We start from the raw sequence: 24,759 nt of genomic DNA on the forward strand, positions 1-24,759 counted from the left end.
CGTCGAAGGGAAATGACTCCCTCAGGGAGCGGAATCGCGGGGCTGCTCGCGTGGGCGACTGATTTCAGGGGGGGAAGATACATGAGTGAAGAGATCGTGCTCTATGGGATTGCGACCTGTGCCACGGTGCGCAAGGCGCGGCACTGGCTGGACGCGCACGGAATTGCCTGTCGCTATCACGATCTGCGCAAGGATGGGTTCACCCGGGCCGATCTCGTCGCATGGGCGGAGGCTTGCGGCTGGGAGAGGCTGGTCAATCGTGCGGGAACGACCTGGCGGCGTCTCTCCGGACAGGAGCGGGATCTTTCCGGAGCCGAGGACGCCATCGCGCTCATCCTGGCCCATCCCGCAGTCATGAAGCGCCCGCTTCTCCGCATCGGGGATCGTTTTCACCTCGGTTTTCGCCCGGAGCAATACGCGGCGCTGTTTGGCGCCGATGGCGGGAAATCGCGTCCAGAATGAGACGATGCAGCCCTGCAGGCGTGACGTCGCGCGTCACGCTGGCGGCGGGTCTTACTCCGGAACGGGAAAAAGGCACCACGACATAGGGGGTGGATCGGTCGGGCCCCGCCTCGCTGTGCTGCGGGATGGACGGTCTGTGATCGCCGAAGAAGACCAGCACGGCGTCGCTCCCTTTTTCGTCCAGTGCATCCATCACGAGGCCGAGCATCGTGTCGCTGTTGCGCCGATGAAGCGCATAGGCCTCCGCCCCGCCAGCCTCCTTCAGACGGCCGTCAGACCAGGGGCCGTGATTCTCCATGGTGACGCCATAGATGAGCGGCGCATGTCCGTCCGGTCCGATCAGGGAGGCGATGAACGCCCCGAAAGCGACGTCGCCGATATAAGGGCCGAAGCGAGGCGCATTGCGGAAGGACTCCTCGCCTATGAGGCGGGTAAACCCGAGCTCCGGCATGATCCGGTCGCGTGCATAAAACTTCATGTCATGCGGGTGGACGAATAACCGCTCCGGATAGAGGCGCGCGAGCTTGTTGCCGAGGCCGTGGCTCGCTTCGCTCCCGGCGGTCAGGAACGGATCGAAGGCGCGGAACCCGAGATCTGTCTCCTCCCGGCCCGACAGAACGCCGTATTCGGTGCGCATGGTATAGGCGCCGAACCCGCTCACGAGAAGGCGGCCGCTCGCTTCTGCCCGTGCTCTCGCCCTTGCGAGATTGGGCAGATCGACCTGCGTTTCCGATCCCAGTGCCATGTCGCAGAACGACTCGCATTGGAGGATGACGAGGGTGGGGGCAGAGGGCGCTGGCGGCTCCTGGGACGCAGGTTCCGGAGGGGGCGTTTCCTTCCAGCGTCGCCAGTAGAGCACGAGCGTCGCCAGCAGACCGTGACGCGCGAAATCCTGCGCGAGGCAGGGGCGGGACATCAGGCTCTTGTCGGAAATCAGCGCGCGGAGGGTCGCGAAAGCGAGAAGGGCGGTGATCGCCCCTGCGATGCGCGTCGTCGTCGCCCCGTGCCACGAAACGACGGCAAGCGTGACGAGCATGAGGGGGAGCCCGACGAGCAGGGCGGCCCGGGCGAGCGGCGAGATTGCGTGCAGATAGAATTTCGGTTCCTTCAGGAAGGATTTCGCGACCACCAGATCGCTGAACACCAGAGGTTCTCCGAGAATTCCCAGCTTCGCATTGGAAGAAAGAGCGAGAATCAGCAGAAGCGCCAGAACCAGCAGACAGGACACGGCCGGCGAGCCGGTCATCGCACTGCAGATGCCGAACATCAGCGCGGAAAGACTGCCGGCCAGTTCGAATCCCCGGCGGCTACGCAGACCGCGTCGCGGGATGGCGAGACAATCGAGTATGCCGCTGCCGGTCACAGCGAGCGTGGCAAAAACCAGATAGCGGAGCATGATCGAGCCGGAGATTTCTCCTGGAAAAGACGGCGTCGCGATGAATCCGCCATACAAATGCAACAAACGGAACCACTTATTGAAGGCCGGTAGTCTTCCAGCGGGGTGTCGTATTGTTTAAGACAGTTGTCAAATGAAGTCGTCTGTTTTCTCCCGCATCCTGTCCCGTTCCGGTGCGCGCATCTGCGCCCGGGAGGAGGCGGATCCGATTTTCCCCGTGCCACCCTGGGGGGAAGATGCCCCTCTCGCCATCGTCTCCGGAACGTGGCCCGGGCACGGAACGCTCACGTCCGTGCAATCCGAAGACAAGGACCGTCTCTTCGCCCGGCTGGCGGCGTCTGGGCTGATCGGCCCCTTCTGGGCCGATCCCGCGCCGGCAATCGGTCCCTTCGCGCGAATCGTCGTCATGCCCGGGCGCAAGGGCGTCTGCGTATCCGTGCTTGCGACCCTCGCCCGGGAGATGCAGCCGCGTGAGACGCTGCTCTATTTCACCCATGCGCCGGATGCGGCCGTGCTCGAGGAAGTCGAAGCGTCCGGCTGGCGATATCTGGTCGGCCCGTATGCGCCCCGAAGCCTTCTTGCGCTTTCCTCCGAGATCCATGTGTTCCAGCCGGGCGCCCTTGCGGTTCAGGGCCTCGTTCAGGGGAGCAGGGTCCGGCTGCGCTCGGAGACGGGCGCGCGCGCACTGGACGCAGGGGAGGCCTATCTGTTCCTGACAGAGGGGCTGACCTGTATCTCGCCTTATTCCGGGCAGGTTTCGGATCTTCATGCGTGCCTCGATTGTCTTGAGACGTGGAAGCGTCAGCGTGAGCGGCTTGCTGGTATTGCCGTCTGCGTCGGTATGTCGTGGTGGAAGCGACGCAGGATCCTGCAGTTCTTTTCCGATGATCGCCGCCCTGTTTTCCGCCGGACTGCCCGTGTTGCGGTCGAAGCGGCGCGACGCAGGGAGGGGGGCATCGCGGTATGGTCGGCGCGGGTTCCGCGCGGACTGGGAAAACAGGCGCAGAAGGCCGGGGTCGGCATAGCTCTCGTGGAAGACGGCTTCCTGCGCTCGGTGGGGTTGGGGAGCGATCTTCTTCCTCCGGCTTCTGTCGTGCTCGATCGCAAGGGCATCTATTTCGATCCTTCGCGGCCGAGCGATCTCGAAGAGATACTTGGACGAACCGAATTCGACGAGGCATTGCTCGCCCGGGCTTCAGCCCTGCGTACGCGTCTCGTTGCCTCGCGAATCACGAAATACGGGATCGAATGCGCTGCCGCCCTGCTTCCGGACCGTATGGCGGGGCAGCGCAGGATTCTGGTGCCCGGTCAGGTCGCCGACGATCTCTCGATCACCCTCGGGACCGCTTTTGCCGGCGAGGCCCAGGTGAGAACGAACGAGGCCCTGCTCCAGGAGGTCAGACGGAGGAATCCGGATGCCTTCATCGTCTTCAGGCCTCATCCCGACGTCGATGCGGGGCATCGCAAGGGAGCGCTCCCGGACGAGACGGTCCTGCGTCATGCCGATATCGTCGCGCGTGGCGGTTCCATCGCCGATCTGATCGCCCAGGTCGACGAGGTCCATACCATGACCTCTCTCGCCGGTTTCGAGGGGCTCATGCGCGGATGCCGCGTCTGTACCTATGGGGCGCCATTCTATGCCGGTTGGGGGCTGACCGAGGATTTCGGGGCGCCGCCGGAACGCCGGAAGCGTGTTCTGACGCTCGATCAGCTCGTCGCCGGCACATTGCTTCTCTATCCTCTTTATCTCGATCCCGTCAGCGGTCTGCCATGCGAGGCGGAGCTCCTCGTGGAAAGGCTGCTCGACGAAACGCTCTGGCATCCCGGACCGGTGATGAGACTGAGACAGTTTCAGGGCCGTCTGCGCCGGAAGCTCGGAAGGTACGGCGTATCCTCGCCGTGGAAAAACTGATGACCGATATCGACCAGCCCTCGCCGGAAGGAGCGCGCGCGCTCGTCGTTCCGCAGATGGCGCCTCTGCCCAGGCGCAATTTCCTTTTCCTGCAGGGGCTCATGGGGCCGTTTTTCCGAAGGATTGGCGCGGCTTTGCGCCGGGACGGCTACGGTGTCTACAAGGTCAATTTCAACGGAGGCGATGTCGCCTTCTGGCGCCTGCCCAATGGAATTGCCTATCGGGGGTCACTCGAGGCTTGGCCGGACGCGCTCAGGGCAATCATCCGTCGCTACGACATCACCGATGTCCTTCTCTTCGGCGATTGTCGCCCGATGCATGTCGAGGCCCTGACGGTCTGCCGCGAGCTTCATCTTCCGGTTCATGTGTTCGAGGAAGGATATATCCGCCCCAACTGGGTGACGCTCGAGCTCGGGGGCGTAAACGGTCATTCGAGCCTGCCGCGCGACCCGGACTATTATCGCAAGCTGGCGGCCAGCCTTCCCGACCCCGGCGGAAATGTCCATGTTCCGTCCTCCTTCCCTCGTCGCGCCGCGGAGGGGGTCGCATATAACGCGGCCGACATCCTGACACGCCGATGGTTTCCGCACTGGAAGGATCATCGTCCCTGGCATCCGCTCAGGGAAGGGGTGGGCTGGCTGAAGCGCCTGTCCCGTCGTCGTCGGGCGGAGCGCAGAACGCAGGCACTCCTCCGCCAGATCGATTCGTTTTCCGGCCCCATGATGCTGTTTCCGCTCCAGCTCGATGCCGATGCCCAGGTCCGGCTTCATTCTGCATTCGACGGGATAGCGAGCGCTATCGAGACCGTGATCGGCTCCTTCGCGCGCCACGCTCCGCGCAATATGCTCCTGGTCATCAAGGAGCATCCGCTCGATAACGGGGTCAAGGACTGGAGGCGCCTGATACGGGAGACCGCGAAGCGCCACAGGGTCGAGGGGCGCGTCTGCTATATGGAGGCGGGGGACATCGCCCTGATCATCCATCGCGCGAAGGGTGTGGTCACGATCAACAGTACGACCGGGACGCTCGCTCTGGCCTTCGGAATCCCGGTGATCACGCTCGGCCATGCCGTGTACGATATTCCGGGCCTCACGAATCAGGGACGCCTCGATCAGTTCTGGAGCGCCCCCGGCGAGCCGGACCGGGCAACATTCGAGGCCTTCCGTCGTGTCCTGATCGAGACCTGTCTGATCCCGGGAGGATTTTTCTCCGAGCAGGGACTGGGCCTTCTGGTCGAGCGCGCCATCGAACGGCTCGAGCGTCACAGCCCGATCGCATTCGCGGATTCGGCGCGTCATGTCGTGCCGGAACATTTCAGCACACCGAAGGCCGTCCATTGATCGCGCCGGTGCAGGGGGCCGATATCCTGCTGGATATCTCACGGCTCATCGCGAGATCCGGGCAGGAGGTTCCGACCGGCGTCGACCGGGTGGAGCTCGCCTGGGCGCGCCATCTCATCGCGCATCATGCCGATCGACTCCATTTTTCTGCGCTTCATCCTGCGGGCCGTTACAACGTCCTGCCTTTCGCTCTTGCCGTACGGTTCTGCGAAGCCCTGTCGCGCCAATGGGAAGGGGGCGCTGTCGATGAGATCTCGGCCGATGCCCCGAAGGCACTGGGACGCAGGTTACGTCGCTCTCTCTGGCTTCCCGCGCGCCGTCGGCCGAAAGCGGGCTGCTTTCATCTCATCGTCTCGCATCATCATCTGACCCGTTCCCGCCTCGTCGGGCGTGTGCTCGCCCGTTTCGAGGCACGGCTCGCGGTCATGATCCATGACCTCATTCCCATCGAGTTTCCGGAATATGGCCGCGAGGGCGAGGATCGCAGGCATCTCGCACGTATGAAAACGGTGCTCAGACATGCCGAGGCTGTGGTCACACCGACGGTTTGCGTCCGGGAGTCGGTCCTGCGGCTCGCGGCCCAGTTCGGGCGTCCGTCTCTTCCGGTCCATGCCGTCGCTCTGGGGACGGATTCCGTGTCCACGAAGCGCGCCTTGCTTCCGGTCTCGATCAGACATCGCGGGCCGTATTTCCTGTTCATCTCCACGATCGAGCCTCGCAAGAATCACTGGATGATTCTCAAGATCTGGCGGCGCCTCGTCGAACGTCTCGGACGGGATGCCCCCGATCTGGTTCTGATCGGCAAGAGAGGCTGGGAGAACGAGAATGTCGTGGATATGCTCGAGCGCTGTCCGGGCCTCGCCGAGCATGTTCATGAATTCAACAGTTTGCCGGATGCGGAGGTGCACGGACTTATCCGCGGATGCCGCGCTCTGCTGTTTCCGTCTTTCAGCGAGGGATACGGGCTGCCTCTTGCCGAGGCGCTCAATTCGGGAGCGCCCGTTCTCTGCTCCGACATCCCTGTCTTCCGCGAGATCGGCGGGTCGATACCGGATTATGTCGACCCGCTGGACGGACCAGGCTGGGAGCGTCTCATCATGAGCTACGTGGAGGATGACGGTCCGCGTGAAGCGCAGATGGTCAGGCTGGGCGACTGGAAGGGGCGCGACTGGGATACGAGCGTGGCCGAAGGGCTCGCTCGCCTCGGGATCCGGGAATGATCTCCGGCGTGCCGGCCCGGCTTCTGACGTGCTCGCGAGACGCGCGGCATATGACTGTCGGTCGAGGCTCCGTCAGCGATCGTCCTGCTGTTGCCGGTCCACAGAACCTATCGCTTCCATTCCCCCAACGGGACCGGGACTTCGAGAGACACCTTGGAAATGGGCCGGTCTGAGACCAGTGTGGCATCAGGCTTCAGACTGCGCAGATCCAGGGTATAGAGATAGCTTTCAGAGCCTTTGTTGATGACCAGAGGCCTTGAACGACCACCGTTTTCAATCGAAAGGCTGGTTCCGGTACCAACCACTATGACGGCCTTTCGGGTGTCAGGCACGAAGGCTGATGCGATAAACCCTGCCTTTTCGCTGATACGGTCGTCGAGTTTGTGCGCCCATTTTCTCAGTTCAGAAACTGGAAGCCTCTCTTGCGGAGCCAAGGGAAGTTCGACCTGTCCGGAGAATACGATAGTCTCGCCCGGCGACAGTGCTGCCATGACACTCGGATTCTGGGCTCTCAGGCTTTGCTGTTCTGGTACGGCAATTCGACAATCCCCCTGACGGGTAATCGCAACGTGACCGCCTTCTGCTGCCAAATAGAGATGGGCGTCGCCGACTGGCTTGTCGCCCGGAGTGATCGTTCCACAGACTGTCAGCTTCATACCGGTCGGCTGGCCGTGATCAGTTTCAATGGCCTCATACACAGCCAGCATTCTGTCGAGGTTTGAAACGGCCGTTTCTGTATAGTGCGCACGGACGTCGACGTCCTCAGCCCATGCGGGAAGTGAAAAAGCAAACAGGCCTGACAACAGGACAAACTCTTTACGCATGAATCATGACTCCATTGCTTACCTGCGCGCTAGAGCATGGTCCGATCAGTCTGGCACATATTACGGAAGAAGAGTTATGCCCACCCCGGCATAGGGCAGACAAAAGAGTTCCCTTTTTGCCTGCGGCCTTGCATCGGAATCGCAAGGCCATCCGCATTCCGTTGCTTCGATCACGTCGAGCGATATCGTGTTTCCAGGCAGTGACCGAGACGCGCCTGAAGCGCGCATAGAACGCGTTCAAAGGGCGAGTTTATAGGCCGCATCCAGCCCGGCGCTGAAACGCCCGGGGCTGAAGGCGTCGGCGCGAACGAGGCCGTTCTGCGTCAGCTTGCCACAAAGCGCGTCGTCCTCTGCTAGCGCCTCCAGACCCGCCTGGATCGAGTCCGTCGAATGCGGATCGACAAGAAGCGCCGATCCGCCCGCGATCTCTTCGGTAGCATGACCGATACTCGTCAGAACCGGCGTTCCCAGAGCCATGGCCTCGATGATCGGCAGCCCGAATCCCTCGGCGAGAGAAGGAAAGACGACAGCCCTGGCTTCGCCGATCGTGCGTAAAAGCGAATCGCGGCCCGACCATGGAACGATCCGTATCCGGTCCCGCTTCTCGCCCAGACGATCGAGCTCCGCGAAAAGGGCATCGGCGCCCAGGCCCGGCTGACCGATCAGGGTGAGCGGGCGTCCGGTGTCACTCGCGGCCCAGGCCCGAACGAGACGCACCAGATTCTTGCGTCGCTCCAGCGCACCGAAAAAGACAAAACCGCCGGGCTCGACGAGGGCGGGCGCTGCCTGCACCTTTTCGACCGGGTAGGCCGACAGGTCGACAGGCTGATGAAGTGTGACGACTTTCTCCGGCGGAAGGTCGTCGAAGGCGAGCACGTCGCGACGTACAGCTTCGCTGACCGTGATGATCAGACGGGCCTTCGCGCAGCACTGCCGGAGCATCCTGCCGAAATGGATGGGAGCGATACCGGTGAGTTCCGGATGCAGAATCGGAATGAGGTCGTGTATCGTCACGACGCCCGGTGTTTCTGACCACTCGAGAGGGAGCGGCGTCGTCCAGTGAACCAGATCCGGTTTTTCGACCGAGCGGATCCGGGTCAATCGCCCCGTTTGCCGGAACCGGACATGAGCGACCCGATACAGATCGGGGCAGAGCCAGGAGGATTCATGAGTCCGGGCGCCCTGAATCCGGGCGAGGCGGGACGCGCTCAGAGCACGGAGCTGTCTCTGGAGTTTCGCACCGGGGCTGTGAGGGGAAGCGAGATTGTCTTCTCCGTCTTCGAGCCAGGCGACTTCATGTCCGGCCCTGAGGGACGCAGCAGCCACATTGCGCGTATAGGTCGCAATGCCGGTTCCGCCACTGCGGCCGGTATTGCGCGTGTCGAGACAGATCTTCACGAAATCGGTTTCGGAATCAGCGTTTGCGTCCGGTCGCCCGGGTTCCGAAGACGCGGTCCCAGAAAATCGCGGTTACCGCGTAATTGCAGTGCTCCGCGATATGGTGATGGCGAAGATGATGCTGCTTGAGTTTCTTGAACAGTGTGAAACGGGACGAATACTGATGCGTCGCATAGTGCACGAAATCGTAAAGGACGTAACCCAGCGCAAATCCGAGGAAGAGCGCCGCGCCTCCGTTCGGATACAGCGTTCCCATGAGCGCCCAGATGAGAAAGGCCAGCGGCAGGGTCACGACCAGAGGCATCATGTTGCGCAGATAATCCGAAGGATCATCGTGATGATTGCCATGAATCAGGAAAATGAACTGCTTGCCCTGACGTGAACGCAGATTGAGATGGAAAAGGAATCGATGCGCGAAATACTCGGTGAGGGTCCATATGGCCAGACCCAGACAGGCGAGAGCGAAGCAGCGCGACAGGGGCAGGGCGCGACAGGACCATCCGGCCGAAGCCAGAATGACACCCCAGACTGGCAGAAACCAGTGCATCGGCATGTAAGTGAGGCGCTCGAGCGCTGCACTGTTGAAAAGCCTGACACTCACGTTTGCATAATCCCGACCCGCGACAACCTGTTGTTTCATAATAGAGGCCTGCATAACGAGCCCGCAATATGGCATCTCGGTGTCGGGAGAGGATAAAAAGGGTAACAGACGCTCTGTGGCCGCGATTCTGCAGGATGGGGGCAGGAGTGTGACAGATATGTCCCTTGCGGGACGATCGGACAGGGTCTTCAGCCTCCCGGGATGAGCGCACGATCCGGCGACGTGTCGGACATGACCGTGTCGGGACGCATTCGCGGCCGGGGATATCCTCCCGGTCCCGGGATCCGTCGGGAAATCGTCGGAGCCTGTGGGGGCAGGGCCCGAAGGATCACCCCTCCAGTTCGGAATCCCAGTAGAGATAATCGCGCCAGCTCTCATGCAGGTAGTTGGGCGGGAAACTCCTGCCGTTTTCCTGCAATCGTCGTGTGGTCGGTTGCATCGGTCTGATTCTGGGATGCATTCCGATTTCGGCCGGGAGCTTCGATCCCTTGATCAGGTTGCACGGGCTGCATGCCGTCACCACATTGCTCCACGACGTGCGGCCGCCCTTGGCTCGGGGGACGACATGATCGAATGTCAGTTCGTGGGTCGGGAAGCGGCTGTTGCAGTACTGGCAGGTGAAATTGTCGCGCAGGAAGACATTGAACCGCGTGAAGGCAGGGCGTCGTGCGGACGGAATATACTCCTTGAGCGCGATGACGCTCGGTACGCGCATCACGCAGCTCGGGGAGTGAACCGCAACGTCGTCATATTCGCTGAGCACCGAGACGCGGTCCAGAAAGACCGCCTTGACACTCTCCTGCCAGGACCAGAGCGAGAGAGGGAAATAGGAGAGGGGCCGGAAATCGGCGTTCAGAACAAGGGCAGGGAAATGCTGGGCGGTGGCAAGCATCGATCGCATCCTCTTTGGGACGACGCGACCGGATCATTGCAAGCGCGACGGGAAACCAGCGCCTTTAGATACGCGCCGTCTGTCTGTAGGATTTGACTATTTCAGCTTTCCGTGAAGAGGGCAAGCGAAGGTTTGATGACAGGTTTTCGTACACGTTTCGCGCCGAGCCCGACCGGATTCCTCCATCTCGGTCATGTCGTTTCCGCCATGTATTCGCGGCAGATGGCCGGACGGGACGGGACATTTCTCATCCGTATCGAGGATATCGATACCCAGCGCTGTCTGCCGCGTTACGAAGACGCGCTCCGCGAGGATCTCGGCTGGCTCGGTATCGTGTCCGATGAACCCGTACTTCGCCAGTCGGAGCGTCGGGCGCTCTACCTCGCCATGCGCGAGCGGCTGCACGGGATGGGTCTGCTCTATCCCTGCACATGCAGCCGGGCCAAGGTCCGCGCCGAAGGACTGGGCGAAGCACCCGACGGGAGCGTCGTTTACGGAGGAGCCTGCCGCAGCCATGCGTTGCGCTCCGGTCGCATACCGGATGCTCCTCATGTCTGGCGGCTCGATATGCAGGCGGCGCTCGAACGCCTCGGGGGGGCGCCCGGCTGGCGCAATGTCGATGGCACACTCTGCGCCGGACAGGCGAACGCCTTCGGCGATGTCGTGATCGGGCGCAGGGAGAGCGGGATCTCCTACCATCTCTGCGTGACATGCGACGACGCATTGCAGAACGTCACCCTCGTCACGAGGGGGGCGGATCTGCTGTCGGCCAGCGGCGTCCATCGCGTATTGCAGGCTCTGCTTGGTCTTCCGTCTCCGCTTTACGCGCATCATCCTCTCCTGCGCGACGAGACAGGACGGAAACTGTCGAAAAGAGATGGTGACGAGGGGATACGGACGCTCCGGGCCCATGGATTCTCTGCGCGAGACGTCCTCGGGCTTGCCGGGGACCGTCTCATGCGCGCCCTCAGGGACGAGGCGCGCCCGGAAGACCGACCGGGCGCGGTCTTCCATGCCCCCGGGAACCTTCCCGGTCCGGGGGATTCCTATTCCGGCGGATAGGTATGCGGATAGGTGATGCGATCGGCGGGGCCGGGCGCATGGGGGGCGCCTTTCTTGCCGCAACCGGCAAGGATGACGCCTCCGGCCAGACAGAGGCAGAACAGGCGCAGCACAGGCTTCACGACCGGTTCTCCCCGAGGCGATCGAGCCAGAGCTGCGCTGCGCGAAGGACGTTTTCAGGTGCCGTTCCGCCCTCGCTCGTGCGCGAGGCGAGCGAGGAGTCGACGGTCAGGACGTCGAAGATCCCCCGATCGATACGCGGCTCGACGCCCTGCATCTCCTCGAGGGTGAGATCGGACAGGTCGCATCCTTTCGCTTCGGCCATGCCCACGAGCCGCCCGGTAACGTGATGCGCGGTGCGGAAGGGAAGGCGCGGCACACGCACGAGCCAGTCGGCCAGATCCGTGGCGGTGGCAAAACCCGTCCCGGCGAGGTCACGCATCCGTCCCGTATCCGCGACCATATCGCGGATCATGCCGTCCATGGCCGCAAGAGAGAGCGTTGCAGCCTCCGTCGCATCGAAGACCGGCTCCTTGTCCTCCTGCGTATCCTTGGCGTAGGCGAGTGGCAGACCCTTCATCACCATGAGGAGCCCCATATAGTCGCCGGCGATGCGTCCGACCTTCGCGCGTACCAGTTCGGCCGCGTCGGGGTTCTTCTTTTGCGGCATGATGGAGGAGCCGGTGGTGAAACCGTCGGACAGGCGAATGAACCCGAACGGCGCCGAGCACCACAGAACGAGTTCTTCCGACAGGCGGGAGAGATGCATACCGAGCAGAGAGAGCGCCGAGAGATATTCGAGCGCGAAATCCCTGTCGGAGACCGAGTCGAGCGAATTTGCGGTCGGCCGGTCGAATCCCAGCTGCGCAGCGGTGAAATGCCGGTCGATCGGGAACGATGTCCCTGCGAGCGCTGCCGAACCGAGAGGACATTCATTGAGTCGCGCGCGCGCGTCGCCCAGACGGCCGAGATCGCGCGAGAGCATCTCGACGTAAGCGAGGAGATGATGGCCGAACGTTACGGGCTGGGCGACCTGCAGATGCGTGAAACCGGGCATGGCATCGGCCGCATGGTCCCGGGCACGGGTGGCGAGCGAACGCATGAGCGCCGCGATCTGTCCGCTGATGCCGTCGATCGCGTCGCGAACCCAGAGACGGAAATCGGTCGCCACCTGATCGTTGCGCGACCGCGCCGTATGCAGGCGCTTTCCGGCTTCGCCGATCCGTTCGGAGAGGCGGGCCTCGATATTCATGTGAATATCCTCGAGCTCCTGCGAGAATTCGAACCGGTCGTTCGCGATCTCTTCGGCGATGCCGTTCAGTCCTTCGCGGATCTCCTGCTCCTCGGACGCGGTCAGCAATCCGACGCGTGCGAGCATCGCCGCATGGGCGAGCGATCCCCGTATATCCTGACGCCACAAGGTCTTGTCGAAAGCAATGGAGGCGTTGATATCGGCCATGATGGCAGCCGGGCCGGCTGCGAAGCGGCCACCCCATTGCGGGTTTGCCAGTCTCGGCGCGCTGGGGGGCGCAGTTTCTGCGGCGTTCGGATCTGTCTCGGTCACAGGGGTGTCCATGGCGTCAGGAATATGGTCAAGAAGGCCGCAATCTAGTCAGTCAGGACAGCGTGCGCAATTGATGAGCGGAACTCTTCCCCTTCTCGGACCCGACGATCCGGCCCCCTACAGGGTCATGCAGGCAGAGACGGACTCGCCCTTCGTTCTGGTGAGCGACCATGCCGGTCGCGCCGTGCCTCGGCGACTCGGAGATCTCGGCGTGTCGGCAGATGACTGGAACCGGCATATCGCCTGGGATATCGGCATTCACGGGGTCGGGGTCGCGCTGCATCGTCTGCTTGGCGCGGATCTGATCGAGCAGGTCTATTCGCGCCTCGTCATCGACAGCAACCGGGCTCCCGGCCATCCCGGGTCGATTCCCGCGCTCTCGGATCGAACGCCCGTCACGGGTAATATCGCTCTCGACGCGATCTGCCGGGCGAGGCGGGAAAACGAGATCCTCCATCCCTATCACGACCGGATCGCAGCCGTTCTCGCAGCCCGTCGCCGTCCGACGGCCCTGATCGCGCTTCACAGCTTCACGCCATGCATGAACGGGGTCGCACGGCCCTGGCATGTCGGCATCCTTCATCATCGCGATACGCGCTCTGCCGGGATCATGCTCGATCTTCTCCGTGCGGAGGGGGATCTCTGCGTCGGAGACAATGAACCCTATGTGCTCACCGCGACATCGGATTATACGGTGCCCTATCATGCGGAGAAGGGCGGATTGCCTTATCTGGAAATCGAGATCCGTCAGGATCTGATAGAAAACGAGGCGGGACAGATATCTTGGGCACGGAGACTGGCGCGGCTGTTGCCGCAATACTGGCACGCTGTGTCGGAAACGACCTGAACCTCGACGCGGCGCGCGAGGCGCTCGCCGCGCTGTTTCCCGCCGGTATCCCGCGTCTTGCCGCAGTGACGGGGTGGCCGCTCACTGCCACGCGATCCCCCCTCTTGCACAATTACTGGTGCGATACCCTCGGGATCGAGGGGCTGTATTGCGCCATTCCCCTGCCGCCCGAGGCCTTCGAGCGGGGGATCAGGACAATGCAATCCCTCGGGTTCAGGGGGAGCAATGTCACGATTCCGCACAAGGAGGCGGCTTTTGCGCTCGTCGATCGGCGCACGCGGGCGGCGGACCGTGCGGGCGCGGTGAATACGCTGATATTCGAAGAGGACGGTACGATCACCGGAGATTGCACGGATGGCACGGGCTATCTGGCAAGCCTCTCGGAGGCCGGCATCGCGATGCCGCGCAAAGCTCTCGTTCTGGGTGCGGGAGGGGCATCGCGCGCCATCTGCGCCGCCCTTCTCGACTCGGGATGTTCGCTTCTCCTCGCGAACCGGACCACCGCCAGGGCTGCCGAACTCGTCGAGGCGCTGGGAGGCGGTACGGTCGTCCCCTGGGAGCGCTGGCCCGAAAGCCTCCCGGAGGTCTCGCTTCTGGTCAACACGACGGCGCTCGGCATGGGCGGACAGGGTGACTATGACTGGAGCGCGGCGCTCGGGGGTGCCGCGCCGGATCTGGCCGTGTCCGATATCGTCTATATGCCGCTCGAGACACCGTTGCTCGCCGCGGCGCGCGCGCGCGGCCTTGCGACCGTCGACGGGCTCGGGATGCTCATCCATCAGGCCCGCCCCGGATTTGCCGCGTGGTTCGGCAGGATGCCGGGCGAGGATCCTGCCGGGGTCACGGAAGAGGGCTCCATGGCAGCCCTGCGCGCGCGTGTCGTCGCGACTTTGGGCTGAGGGGGATTCCGGGCCGTGAACGCGCGCGAATGATCGTCCTTGGACTGACCGGGGGGATGGCGGCCGGGAAGACCACGGTCGCGCAGCTGTTCGCGCGCGCGGGCTGGCCGGTATTCGACGCCGATGCGGAGGTGCATCGCCTCCAGGCACGCGACGGGGCTGCAGTGCCCGCGATTGCGGCGCGCTGGCCCGCTGCCGTGCATGACGGCATGGTGGATCGTGTCGCCTTGCGTCGGGCCGTCATCGGCCAGCCCGGGGAGACGAGGGCGCTCGAGGCGATCGTTCATCCGCTGATCCGTGCGGCGCGGCGACGATTCCTGCATCGCATGAGGCGCCGTCGCGTTGCGGGATGCGTGCTCGATATCCCGCTTCTGTTCGAGACCGGCGCCGACCGGGACTGCGACGTGACGCTTGTCGTGACGGCACCGCTACCGGTTCGTCTGGGGCGCATCCGCAGGCGGCGATCCCTGAGCGAGGCGCAGGCGCGCGCCCTCATCGCCCGTCAGATGGACGATGCCTTGCGGCGACGACGTGCCGATCACGTGATAAGGACCGGGCTTTCCCGCTTCCAGACACGGCGACAGGTCGAGAAGCTGATCAGGACACTGGAGACCCGCGCATGAAGCGATCCATACTTTTCGATACGGAAACGACAGGTCTGGATCCGGCCACGGGCGATCGCGTGATCGAGATCGCGGCGCTCGAACTGATCGACGATCTGCCGACCGGGCAGAATTTTCACGTTCTCATCAATCCCGAGCGCGATGTTCCGCCGGAGGCGAGCCGCGTGCATGGATTTACCCTGGCCGATCTGGAGGACAAGCCGAAATTCGCGGAGATAGCAGCAGGGTTCGTTGCGTTCATCGGAGAGGACGCCCTCATCGCCCATAACGCGCCGTTCGATTTCGGCTTCGTCAATGCCGAACTCGAGCGCTGCGGACAGGCGCCGCTCGCGCGATCGCGCATGATCGACACGCTCGAAATGGCCAAGAAACGCTATCCCGGTCTGCCCAACTCGCTCGATGCGCTCTGTCGCCGCTTCGACATCGACCTTTCGGCGCGCACCACCCATAACGCCCTGCTCGATTGCAAGCTGCTCGCGGAAGTCTATCTGGAGCTGATGGGCGGCCGCCAGCGCGGCCTCGGTCTTGCCGTGTCCGGCAATGGCGGCGGGGTTGCGACCTACCGGCGCGATCCGGACAGGAAACCGCGCCCGATGGCGCCTCCCGCTGAGGGGGACTGTGCCGCGCACGATGCCTTCGTCCGGACCCTCAAGGACCCGATCTGGCTGCGATGAAACGGATCCTGTTCATCACCTCCAACCGTCTCGGGGATGCGGTTATCTCCTCCGGCGTGCTGAACGAAGTGATTGCGAGACAGCCCCGGGCGCGCATCACGGTCGTTTGCGGTCCGGTGGCGGCTTCGTATTTCGAGCCATGCCCGGCGGTGGAGCGTGTGATCGTTCTTGAAAAACGGCGCTTCGATCTGCACTGGGCCGATCTCTGGCGGCGCTGCGTGCTTCGATGGTGGGATATCGTCATCGATCTGAGGGGGTCGGGCATCTCGTTCTTCCTGCCTTGCGGCACGCGCAGGATCATGCGCGGGGGAAGACGCCCCGGCGCGCGTATCGGGCAGCTTTCATCCGTCTTTCCCGATACCCCCATCCTGCGCCCCGCGAGCTGGTCCCGACCCGGGCAGATGCGGCTTGCCGAAGCCATTCTCCCGAAGGGAAAGCGGTATCTCGCCCTCGCTCCCACAGCCAACTGGGACGGCAAGATCTGGCCGGCCGATCGTTTCGTGGCTCTGGCCGAGGCCCTGGATGCGCAGGGGTTGCAGCCTGTGGTGTTCTATGGCCCGGGAGCGTCGGAGCATGCCCGGGCAAGGGCGGTTCTCGATGCCCTGCCCGATGCGCTGGATCTCGGCGGGGATCATCCCCTCGGGCTCGTCGCCGCTTTCCTGCGTCGCTGCACGCTGTTCGTCGGGAACGATTCCGGGCTCATGCATCTGGCGGCTGCCACCGGTATCGCGACGCTCGGTCTGTTCGGTCCGAGCCGCGTTTCCGAATATGCGCCATGCGGATCGCGGGCCAGATCCGTCGTGGCGCCCGGGCCGGAAGGAGAGGCGCCGATCGCCGGGCTTTCGACTGCGCAGGTGATCGCCTCGGCTTGTGCCCTCCTTCGGGATGAAGGATAGAGAAACGATGAGCGAGGTCAGATCATCGCGTTCCAGCGGAATTTCCTCCGGCGCAAGGTGCGGCCTGCGTATCGCCCATGTCATGGCCGGTGCGCAAAGTGGCGGGGCCGAGCTTTTCTATGAGCGGCTCTCCATCGCGCAGACCCGTGCGGGGCACGATGTTCTCTCCCTCCTGAGGCGCGATCCGGCGCGGGAATCGCGTCTCGGCGAGGCCGGAGTGAGGACGGCGGGTTTCCGTTTCGGCGGGCTGCTGGATCTGCGCACGCGCCCGGGACTGTCCAGGGCGCTCCGCGCATTCGCCCCGGATGTGGCGATCGCATGGATGAGCCGCGCCGCCCGCATGATGCCCGACGGGCCCTGGCCGGTCGCCGGTCGGCTCGGCGGATATTACGATCTGGCGAATTACCGGCGCTGCTCCGATCTGATCGGCAATACGCAGGGTCTCGTGCGCTGGATGATCGCAGAGGGGTGGCCGGCAGAGCGCGTTCATCATTTGCCGAATTTCGCGGCTGATCTCGGCAATGTCGATCCGGTTCGGCCTGTGGGGCCGGTCGGGGGCGCACCGTTCATCCTCGCTCTGGGCCGGTTGCATCGCAACAAGGCCTTCGACGTGCTGATCCGCGCGATGCCGGCGCTTTCCGGCGTTCATCTCGTCATAGCGGGAGAGGGACCCGAGCGTGCGGCGCTGGAAGAGCTGGCGCGTCGTGAGGGGGTGGCCGAACGCGTGCACATGCCCGGCTGGACCCAGTCGGGCGGTGCGTGGCTGCGGGCCTGCGATCTCATGGTCTGTCCGTCCCGGATCGAGCCTCTGGGCAATGTGGTGATCGAGGGGCTTTCGGCAGGGCGCCCGGTGGTCGCGAGCGCCATTCAGGGCCCGCAGGAGGTGCTCGGGGGCACGCAGGACGGGGTTCTCGTTCCGCCGGAGGACCCCGCTGCCTTGTCCGCAGCGATCGCCGAGGTGCTCGGCGATCCCGGAAAGGCGGCCGCGCTGTCGCGAAACGGGCGTGCGCGGTTCGAGCGTGAGTTCTCCGAGCCGGTGGTGCTGAGGCGCTGGGATGCGTTCCTGGACGGGATGGCGAAGAGAAACGGCGGGGAACGCTAGGGATGTGCGGTATAGCGGGGATCGCCTGCCTCCCGGGCCATCGCCCCGATCCGGCCGTGTTGCGCCGCATGGCCGACGCCCTGAGGCATCGCGGTCCCGATGGCGAGGGGTTCCATGTGACCGGGGCGGCGGCGCTCGTCCACAGACGTCTGTCCATCGTCGATCTGGAAGGGGGCGCCCAGCCGCTTCTGGACGGGGCGGTGGCTCTGGTGGCCAATGGAGAGATCTATAACGATCCCGACCTGCGCCGCGCGCTTCCCGATGCGCCGTTTCGTACCGGGAGCGACTGCGAATCGCCGCTCTATCTCTGGCCCGGAAAGGGCATGGAGTACACGCTCGCCCTGCGTGGCATGTATGCGATCGCGATACTCGACAGTTCCGGGCCGCAAAGCGTTCTCACGCTCAGCCGCGATCCTTTCGGGATCAAGCCGCTCTATTACGGGCTGGGCGAGGCGGGTGTGGTCTTCGCGTCCGAACCCGGGGCACTGCTTGCCACGGGGCTGTTCGAGCGGCGGATCCGGCCCGATGCGCGCGACCAGCTTCTCCAGCTGCAGTTTACGAGCGGCAGGGAGACGATCTATCCGGGTATCATGCGTGTCCTGCCGGGCGAAACCCTCCGGTTCGTCGATGGCCGCCTTGCCGGATCGCGCCACCAGCCCGGATGCTCGGGGCGGATCGTGTCATCGCTCAGCGAGGACCGGGCGCTTGCAAAGCTCGATACGGCGCTCATGGACAGCGTTGCCGCACATGAGCGCGCGGATGTCCCGTTCGGCATGTTCCTCTCCGGCGGGATCGACAGCACGGCGGTGCTCGCCGCCATGACGCGCCTCGGTGGAGAGGCGCCTCTGGCCTGGACCGCGCGATTCGATAAGGGTTCGGTCGATGAAAGCGCGCAGGCGGCCAGTCTGGCGCGCGTTCTGGGCGCGCGTCACGAGATCCTCACGGTGACCGAGGCCATGGTCTGGCGATTCCTGCCGCAGATCGTCGCCTGTCTCGACGATCCCGTGGCCGATTACGCCACGATCCCGACCTGGTTTCTCGCCCGTGCTGCGCGAAAGGATGTGACGGTCATTCTCAGTGGAGAGGGAGGGGACGAGCTTTTCGCTGGGTACGGTCGTTACCGCAAGGCCATGCGTCCGTGGTGGCGCGGGGGCAGAATGCCCTATCGACGCGGCATGCTCGACGGGCTGTGTCGTCTCGCTTCCGGGGGCAGCTGGCGCGGCGATCTGGCACCGGGACGGGAGGAGACCCGGCTGCGCGCGGCGCAGGCACTCGATCTGAAGGAATGGCTTCCCAACGATCTGCTTATCAAGCTCGATCGCTGTCTCATGGCCCATGGCATCGAGGGGCGAACCCCGCTTCTCGATCCGGCCGTCGCTACGCTTGCCTGGAGCCTGCCCGACGAACTCAAGATCAGGGGCGGGACGGGAAAATACCTTCTGCGGCGATGGGTCTCCCGCCATGTTCCGGAGGCGACGCCTTTCGCGCCGAAACAGGGCTTCACGGTGCCGGTCGGAGACTGGATCGCCGCGCGGGCGGCGAGTCTCGGCCCGCTGGTTGCCCGAAGTCGCGGCCTCGCCGGGGTCGTTCCGCCGGAGACGATCGGGAAACTCTTCCGGGATGCGACCGGGCGGCGAGAGCGCCACGCGGCCTGGGTCCTGCTTTTCTATGCCCTGTGGCATCGCATCCATATCGAGACCGGGCCATCCGATGGCGACGTGTTCGAGACACTCGCCGCGTCCGGCCCCTGACTGACGATCTTGCCTCTCCCCCCGACCCTACCCCCCGATCATGGAGCTTATCATGCATTACGATCTCATCATCCGGCGCGGACACTGTGTCTTTCCCTGGGGAGAGGCACAGGCAGATCTGGGGATCAAAGAGGGGCGTATCGCCAGTCTTGCGGTCGGCCGCGACGATACGGCCGATGAGGTCATCGATGCAAAGGGGCTTCATGTCCTGCCCGGAATGATCGATTCCCACGTCCATCTGCGCGATCCCGGCAATCCGGCCATCGAATCCATCGCGACAGGGACGCGCGCGGCGGCGCTGGGCGGAATCACGATGGTTTTCGACATGCCGAACACGGCGCCATCGATCACCTCTTCCGAGACCCTCGCCGGGAAAAGGGAGACGGTCGAACGGGACGCCTGTGTCGATATGGGGCTCTATGTCGGAGCGACACGCGCCAATACCGGCGCGCTCGCGCAGCTCGAGCAGGAAGACGGCGTCTGCGCGATCAAGGTATTTGCCGGGTCTTCCACGGGCGATCTCATGATCGAGGACGATGCCGGGATAGAGGCCGTGCTCAGGAGCGGCCATCGACGGGTCGCCTTCCACTCGGAGGACGAATACAGGCTGCAGGCACGCAAGCCGCTCTTCAGCGCCGGTATGCCTCATGTCAATCACATGATCTGGCGCGATGAGGAATGCGCGTTCCTGGGCACGCGGCGCATTACGGCCCTTGCGCTGAAAACCGGCCGCCCCGTGCATATCCTCCATACGTCCACGGCGGAGGAACTGGACTGGCTCGCGTCCTATCGCAGCCATGTCAGCGTGGAAGTGCTGGTCAATCATCTGACCCAGGTCGGGCCTGAATGCTATGAAACGCTCGGTGCCTATGCCGTCATGAACCCGCCGATACGCGATCGTCGCCACCATGACGCCTGCTGGGCCGCATTGCGCGACGGTCGCGTGGATGTCGTCTCCTCCGATCATGCGCCGCATCCGCGCGAGGCAAAGGAGAAGCCCTGGCCGAGCTGCCCGGCGGGGCTGACCGGCGTGCAGACGATCCTTCCGATCATGCTCGATCACGTCAATGCCGGGCGACTCTCCCTTTCGCGCCTGGCGGATCTGATGGCGGCCGGCCCGGCCCGGATTTACGGGCTGCAGACGAAGGGGCGTCTCGCGGTCGGCTTCGATGCCGATCTGACCCTCGTCGATCTGGCGGCCGAGCGCGAGATCCGGAACGAATGGATCGCATCTCCGGTCGGATGGACGCCGTTTCACGGTGTCCGGGTGAAGGGCTGGCCGATGGCGACGATCGTCAGGGGACATGTCGTCATGCGCGACGACACGATCGTCACTGCGCCGATCGGCAGGCTGGCCCGATTTGCGCCGTAATCTCCCTGCATTGCGCGACCCGGTTTTTCTCTGGTGAGGTCGGACGACCATGAAACATCCCTGTCTTTTCCTGTCCCTCCTGGCGCTCGCGAACGGGGCGGCCTCGGTCGCTCTTGCCGATCCGCGGGCGAAATGCGGCAAGGAGCCCGCGGCCCCCTCGATCTCCACGGGCGATGCGACGCATTTCAATGCAAGCGTCGACCGGTTCAAGGCGTACGAGAAAGAGGCGCGCAGCTATAACAGCTGCGTGGTGACCCAGGCGCAGAAAGAGGAGCAGGCCATCAGCGAGGAGGCGAAGGAACGTATCGGGAAGGTCCACGCCGTGACCGTGGCCGTGCAGCAGCGTATCGCCACGAATTTCAGCCATATCTCGTCCGAGCTTTCCGCAGCCGGAAAGAAACTGGGACACAAGTAAGGCGCGCGCCCCTCCTCCGCCGGGCGCTTCACGGCGCGTCTGCCGCGCCCGGCGGAGGCGATGACCTCGTCCATCCGGTGTCGCGTCGTCCGGCCTCTCAGGCTATCCGGCGGGTCGCCAATGCGCCGATCTCGCGAAAGGTCGCGTCGAGCAGAGCCGGGCTCGCGGCGCCACCGGCCGTATAGGTGCTTATCACGACCCGGTGCGTCCCGTTATCGACCGGTCGGGCGAAGGCGATGTCGGCGGCGATGTCCTTCCCGTTGCTGCCGGTCTTGTCTCCGCATGTCCAGCCGGGCGGAAAACCCGAACGCAGGCGCGAGGTCCCGGTTCGGCAATGCGTCATCCAGCCCCGCAGAAGCCTTTTCGAATCGGTATTGAGCGCGCTGCCATATAGCAGATGGTCCAGGGTTCCGGTCATGGCGCATGGCGAGGTCGTGTTGGCCAGAGGGTCGGCAGCGGGATGATTGAGCGCGGGCTCGCAGGCATCGAGCCTCGATACGCGATCGCCCTCCTCGCGCCAGAACTGCGTGAGTTTTCTCGGTCCGCAGAGATGACGCAGAAGAAGATTCGCGCATACGTTGTCGCTTACGGTGATGGCGCCGGCGCAGAGCGCGGCGAGACTGAGGCTGCCGGTCTCCCGGTTCTCCCGTATGACAGGCGCCCAGAGCGTGCCGATATCCTCGTCCGTGAAAGGCAGGCGCAGGGTCAGGTCGTCGGCACCCTGTTCGCAGCGCGCAAGAATGCAGGCGACGAGCGACACCTTGAACGTGCTGCACATCAGAAACCGTTCATGGCCGCGCCAGCTCGTCATTCTCCCCGGAGACAATCCCCGGATCGCAATGCCGATGCGCCCTCCGCTCCTGCGTTCGTAATTCCGGGCCAGCCGGGCGAGATCCTGCGCGTCTCTTCGTGCGCGTTCCTGTTCCTCACGGGTGCGGGCAGAGGGCGGGACGGCGCCTCCGCCTCTGGAGGGGAGGGACTGGAGCGGAATGCCCAGGGGAAGGGCGAACAGGGGAAGGGCGAACAGGGGGAGTCGCGCGAGGAAGGACCGTCTCGCAAGCCGGGACGTCGGAGCGTCATTCGTCGACGTATCATTCGTCGGAGCCTCCTCGATGGGGGCATCATTCATGGTCGAGATCGCCTGTTTCCTCCCTGGCTACCGGTTTTTCCCGAACTGGCTTCCGCATTCCGGTTCCCTGCAAGGCTTTTCGGGGCAGGTCCCTGTCATGTCCCGAAGCTTGCCGCGTCGGTGTGGCAGAACTTTGTTACGTTTTGCGGCCGGTCCGGTCACATTTCCCGTGTCGCCGGGCAAGTCTGCGTCGTCGGGCGGGCCTGTGTCTAAGGGCGGGAGAAGAAAGCGATTTGCCGCCCGCACCCCGCGTCTGTATGCTCCGGTCAATACTGTCTCAAGAGGATCACGGTGGCAGACGAGTTTTTCAGTCAGGCTCAGGCGGAGATGCGTGCAGCCGAGCTGCGCCTCACGGCCCGGCGTTACGGAGGGATCGCGATCGGTGTCGCCCTCGTTGCTCTCATAGGCGTCGGAGGGTGGCAATGGCAGGTTCATGCCCGCCATCAGGCGCAGGCGCGTGCATCGGGGCAATATTTCACCGCCATGGAGGCGCTTCAGGCGGAGCAGCCCGATGCCGCACTTCGCGCGCGAACGGAGAAGGAGAGCATCGCGACCCTGACCGCCCTTGCGGCGGATGCGCCCGGTGCGACCCGAAGCTTCGCAGCGTTGCGTCTGGCACAGCTTCTGGCCGGGAAAGGCGACGTCGCGGGCGCCCGCAAGGCGTGGCAGGGCGTGATAGACAATCCGGATGCCGATCCCACGCTACATTCCCTCGCCCAGGCTCTCTCGCTCAACAGCCATGTCGATGACAAGGACCCGGCGGGGCTGAGAGCCGGTTACGAGCAGCTTTCGGGTCGCGGCGGCCCCTGGCGTGCCTTTGCCCAGGAAGGTCTTGCGATGCTCGATCTGCGCAGCGATGCTACCGCCGCCCAGCACGAGGAGGCCAGGAAGATCCTGATCCAGCTCTCCCAGTCGCCCGATGCGCCGGACGGCATGCGTCAGAGAGTGTCCATTCTTCTGCAAACCTTCGATGGAGCCGGCTGATGGTTGCCAGAAACAGCGCTTCTTCCCGCTCCGTGCATAGCCGACGCTTCTTTCTCGGGTCCTCCCTCGCCGGTGCGGCGATGCTGACCGGATGCGGCATCTTCAAGGACGATCCGAAGCCCCTTCTCCCGGGGCGGCGATACGACGTGCTTTCGACCGGCGCAGGTCTCGTCGTGGACGAGGAGGATCATACACCGATCGCTCTGCCCGCGCCTCAGCCCGTGACTGCCTGGCCGCAGGCCGGGCGCGTGCCCACCCATGTGGCTGTGAACACGCCATGGACCGGGGCGACGCTGGCCTGGTCCCACTCCATCGGTCACGGTATTTCCGAACCGGCCTTCCTGCATTTTCTGGCGCTCGGACCGAACGGTCGCGGTGCGATCCAGTCGGCGCCCGTCATCGATGGCGGACGTATCTATACCCGCGACGGAATCGGGACCGTGCGAGCCTGGAACTGGCCCGCCATGACCCTTCTGTGGAGCTTCGTTCCCAAGACGAAAAAGATGCGCTCCAGCGATCTCGGGGGCGGAATCGGCCTCGAGGGCGATACGCTCTATATCGTCGATGGCGTCGGGCAGGTCGTTGCAGTCTCGGCAGAAACGGGCAAGGTCCGCTGGCGCGCCGAGACGACGGTGCCGGGGCGTTCCGCGCCCACCATCGTCAATGGACGGGTCTTCTTCGGGACGATCGACGAGAAACTCTTCGCGCTCGATGCCCAGACCGGCAAGCAGATCTGGACCTATCAGGCGACCGAGGCCGACACGGTCATGTTCGGTCAGGCAGCGCCTGCGGTGTATAACGGTGTGGTCGTGGCCGGTTTCGGCAGTGGCGATCTCGTGGCCCTTCGTGCCGAATCCGGCGAACTGGTCTGGAGCGACAGCCTCGGCGGGTCGAACGGACGGGGCGCCATGCTCGATCTGGCCTGTGTGCGCGGCGCGCCTGTGGTGGTCGATGGCACAGCCTATGCGATCTCCCTCTCCAAGGTTCTCGTCGCGATCGACATGCGGTCCGGTCGACGGCTATGGGAGCGCGAGGCGAGCGGACAGAACACGCCTCTGATCGTGGGGGACTGGCTGTACGTCATCTCTGCCGATCAGCAGCTCGCCTGTGTCGATCGTCTCTCGGGTCATGTGCGCTGGCTGCACGACCTCCGGCGCTTCAAGAACGAAACGAAGCAGAAAAACGCGGTGACCTGGTTCGGACCGGTTCTGGCCGACGGCAGGCTCGTCTGTGTCTCGTCTCTCGAAGAGACCGGATTGCAGGTCGTGGATGCCGTGACCGGCAAGGCCGACGCACCGCTCAAGACCAAGAAACCCACCCTCGTCGAGCCGATCATCTGTGACGGCAAGGTCCTCGTCCTGTCGACCGACGGCGTTCTGAATGCATATGGCTGATC

At 64.1% G+C, this 24,759-nt stretch carries 24 protein-coding genes; 16 read left to right on the forward strand and 8 right to left on the reverse strand.

The features are described 5' to 3' along the window. Positions 1–81: 81 nt before the first annotated feature. The gene (locus SSA02_RS03665; RefSeq protein WP_147092514.1) at positions 82–462 is read left to right on the forward strand and encodes a Spx/MgsR family RNA polymerase-binding regulatory protein; all 381 of its coding nucleotides are present in this window, start codon (positions 82–84) and stop codon (positions 460–462) included. Here SSA02_RS03665 and SSA02_RS03670 read toward each other — a convergent pair. Next, a complete protein-coding gene (locus SSA02_RS03670) occupies positions 353–1,858 on the reverse strand; it encodes an LTA synthase family protein (RefSeq protein WP_147092515.1) in 1,506 nt (501 codons plus the stop codon). The two genes, SSA02_RS03665 and SSA02_RS03670, sit on opposite strands and share 110 nt — an antisense overlap. A gap of 133 nt (positions 1,859–1,991) precedes the next feature. Here SSA02_RS03670 and SSA02_RS03675 point away from each other — a divergent pair, with 133 nt between their 5' ends. The 3 genes from SSA02_RS03675 to SSA02_RS03685 are packed head-to-tail and all read left to right on the forward strand — an operon-like array spanning position 1,992 to position 6,330. Next, the gene (locus SSA02_RS03675) at positions 1,992–3,770 is read left to right on the forward strand and encodes a capsular polysaccharide export protein, LipB/KpsS family (RefSeq protein WP_147092516.1); all 1,779 of its coding nucleotides are present in this window, start codon (positions 1,992–1,994) and stop codon (positions 3,768–3,770) included. Positions 3,771–3,826: 56 nt separating this feature from the next. Continuing rightward, positions 3,827–5,110 (forward strand): capsule biosynthesis protein, encoded by a 1,284-nt coding sequence (locus tag SSA02_RS03680; protein WP_186807665.1) that lies wholly within the window; start codon positions 3,827–3,829, stop codon positions 5,108–5,110. Then, positions 5,107–6,330 (forward strand): glycosyltransferase family 4 protein, encoded by a 1,224-nt coding sequence (locus SSA02_RS03685; protein WP_246103589.1) that lies wholly within the window; start codon positions 5,107–5,109, stop codon positions 6,328–6,330. The genes SSA02_RS03680 and SSA02_RS03685 overlap by 4 nt, the downstream gene beginning before the upstream one ends. A 107-nt stretch (positions 6,331–6,437) precedes the next feature. Here the strand turns inward: SSA02_RS03685 and SSA02_RS03690 are convergent, their stop codons facing one another. From SSA02_RS03690 to SSA02_RS03705, 4 genes are all read right to left on the reverse strand, one after another. Beyond that, the gene (locus SSA02_RS03690) at positions 6,438–7,154 is read right to left on the reverse strand and encodes a hypothetical protein (RefSeq protein WP_147092517.1); all 717 of its coding nucleotides are present in this window, start codon (positions 7,152–7,154) and stop codon (positions 6,438–6,440) included. A gap of 237 nt (positions 7,155–7,391) precedes the next feature. Continuing rightward, positions 7,392–8,552 (reverse strand): glycosyltransferase family 4 protein, encoded by a 1,161-nt coding sequence (locus tag SSA02_RS03695; RefSeq protein WP_147092518.1) that lies wholly within the window; start codon positions 8,550–8,552, stop codon positions 7,392–7,394. 16 nt (positions 8,553–8,568) lie between these two features. Further along, entirely contained in the window at positions 8,569–9,153 is a 585-nt protein-coding gene (locus SSA02_RS12670) for a sterol desaturase family protein (protein ID WP_186807657.1), read from the reverse strand. Positions 9,154–9,481: 328 nt separating this feature from the next. Further along, on the reverse strand, positions 9,482–10,045 hold the full coding sequence (locus tag SSA02_RS03705; RefSeq protein ID WP_147092520.1) for an HNH endonuclease: 564 nt from the start codon (positions 10,043–10,045) through the stop codon (positions 9,482–9,484). Between the two features lie 135 nt (positions 10,046–10,180). Between SSA02_RS03705 and gluQRS the strand changes: the two genes are divergently transcribed. Beyond that, on the forward strand, positions 10,181–11,107 hold the full coding sequence (gluQRS, locus tag SSA02_RS03710; RefSeq protein WP_147092521.1) for a tRNA glutamyl-Q(34) synthetase GluQRS: 927 nt from the start codon (positions 10,181–10,183) through the stop codon (positions 11,105–11,107). Here the strand turns inward: gluQRS and SSA02_RS12675 are convergent. Further along, positions 11,092–11,229, reverse strand: a complete 138-nt coding sequence (locus SSA02_RS12675; protein WP_186807658.1) for a hypothetical protein — start codon at positions 11,227–11,229, stop codon at positions 11,092–11,094. The genes gluQRS and SSA02_RS12675 overlap by 16 nt on opposite strands. Further along, entirely contained in the window at positions 11,226–12,683 is a 1,458-nt protein-coding gene (argH, locus tag SSA02_RS03715) for an argininosuccinate lyase (protein ID WP_147092522.1), read from the reverse strand. The genes SSA02_RS12675 and argH overlap by 4 nt, the downstream gene beginning before the upstream one ends. 61 nt (positions 12,684–12,744) lie before the next feature. On the opposite strand from argH, the gene SSA02_RS03720 reads away from it, so the two are divergent. From SSA02_RS03720 to SSA02_RS03760, 9 genes are read left to right on the forward strand one after another with little or no spacing between them, the layout of a single operon-like run. Further along, positions 12,745–13,518, forward strand: a complete 774-nt coding sequence (locus SSA02_RS03720) for an N-formylglutamate amidohydrolase (protein WP_147092523.1) — start codon at positions 12,745–12,747, stop codon at positions 13,516–13,518. 32 nt (positions 13,519–13,550) lie between these two features. Next, the gene (gene aroE / locus SSA02_RS03725; RefSeq protein WP_147092692.1) at positions 13,551–14,417 is read left to right on the forward strand and encodes a shikimate dehydrogenase; all 867 of its coding nucleotides are present in this window, start codon (positions 13,551–13,553) and stop codon (positions 14,415–14,417) included. Positions 14,418–14,446: 29 nt separating this feature from the next. Beyond that, positions 14,447–15,040: a dephospho-CoA kinase gene (gene coaE / locus SSA02_RS03730; protein ID WP_147092524.1), complete on the forward strand. Its 594-nt coding sequence runs from the start codon at positions 14,447–14,449 to the stop codon at positions 15,038–15,040. Further along, a complete protein-coding gene (dnaQ, locus tag SSA02_RS03735; protein ID WP_147092525.1) occupies positions 15,037–15,714 on the forward strand; it encodes a DNA polymerase III subunit epsilon in 678 nt (225 codons plus the stop codon). The genes coaE and dnaQ overlap by 4 nt, the downstream gene beginning before the upstream one ends. Continuing rightward, on the forward strand, positions 15,711–16,610 hold the full coding sequence (locus tag SSA02_RS03740; RefSeq protein WP_147092526.1) for a glycosyltransferase family 9 protein: 900 nt from the start codon (positions 15,711–15,713) through the stop codon (positions 16,608–16,610). Before dnaQ ends, SSA02_RS03740 begins: the two co-directional genes overlap by 4 nt. Before the next feature lie 7 nt (positions 16,611–16,617). After that, positions 16,618–17,712: a glycosyltransferase gene (locus tag SSA02_RS03745; RefSeq protein ID WP_246103591.1), complete on the forward strand. Its 1,095-nt coding sequence runs from the start codon at positions 16,618–16,620 to the stop codon at positions 17,710–17,712. Between the two features lie 2 nt (positions 17,713–17,714). Further along, positions 17,715–19,463: an asparagine synthase (glutamine-hydrolyzing) gene (asnB, locus tag SSA02_RS03750; protein WP_147092528.1), complete on the forward strand. Its 1,749-nt coding sequence runs from the start codon at positions 17,715–17,717 to the stop codon at positions 19,461–19,463. Between the two features lie 52 nt (positions 19,464–19,515). Then, positions 19,516–20,835, forward strand: a complete 1,320-nt coding sequence (locus SSA02_RS03755) for a dihydroorotase (protein WP_147092529.1) — start codon at positions 19,516–19,518, stop codon at positions 20,833–20,835. 49 nt (positions 20,836–20,884) lie between these two features. After that, a complete protein-coding gene (locus tag SSA02_RS03760) occupies positions 20,885–21,250 on the forward strand; it encodes a hypothetical protein (protein ID WP_147092530.1) in 366 nt (121 codons plus the stop codon). Positions 21,251–21,347: 97 nt separating this feature from the next. On the opposite strand, the gene bla is transcribed toward SSA02_RS03760, so the two are convergent. After that, positions 21,348–22,379 (reverse strand): class A beta-lactamase, encoded by a 1,032-nt coding sequence (gene bla / locus SSA02_RS03765; protein ID WP_147092531.1) that lies wholly within the window; start codon positions 22,377–22,379, stop codon positions 21,348–21,350. A 291-nt stretch (positions 22,380–22,670) separates the two neighbouring features. On the opposite strand from bla, the gene SSA02_RS03770 reads away from it, so the two are divergent. Together SSA02_RS03770 and SSA02_RS03775 are read left to right on the forward strand one after the other, a co-directional pair. Beyond that, positions 22,671–23,363: a tetratricopeptide repeat protein gene (locus SSA02_RS03770; RefSeq protein ID WP_147092532.1), complete on the forward strand. Its 693-nt coding sequence runs from the start codon at positions 22,671–22,673 to the stop codon at positions 23,361–23,363. Then, positions 23,363–24,757, forward strand: coding sequence for a PQQ-binding-like beta-propeller repeat protein (locus tag SSA02_RS03775; RefSeq protein WP_147092533.1), 1,395 nt, complete (start codon positions 23,363–23,365; stop codon positions 24,755–24,757). Before SSA02_RS03770 ends, SSA02_RS03775 begins: the two co-directional genes overlap by 1 nt. The last annotated feature ends 2 nt before the right edge of the window (positions 24,758–24,759 follow it).

Source organism: Swaminathania salitolerans (genome assembly GCF_007988945.1).
Lineage (GTDB): Bacteria > Pseudomonadota > Alphaproteobacteria > Acetobacterales > Acetobacteraceae > Swaminathania > Swaminathania salitolerans.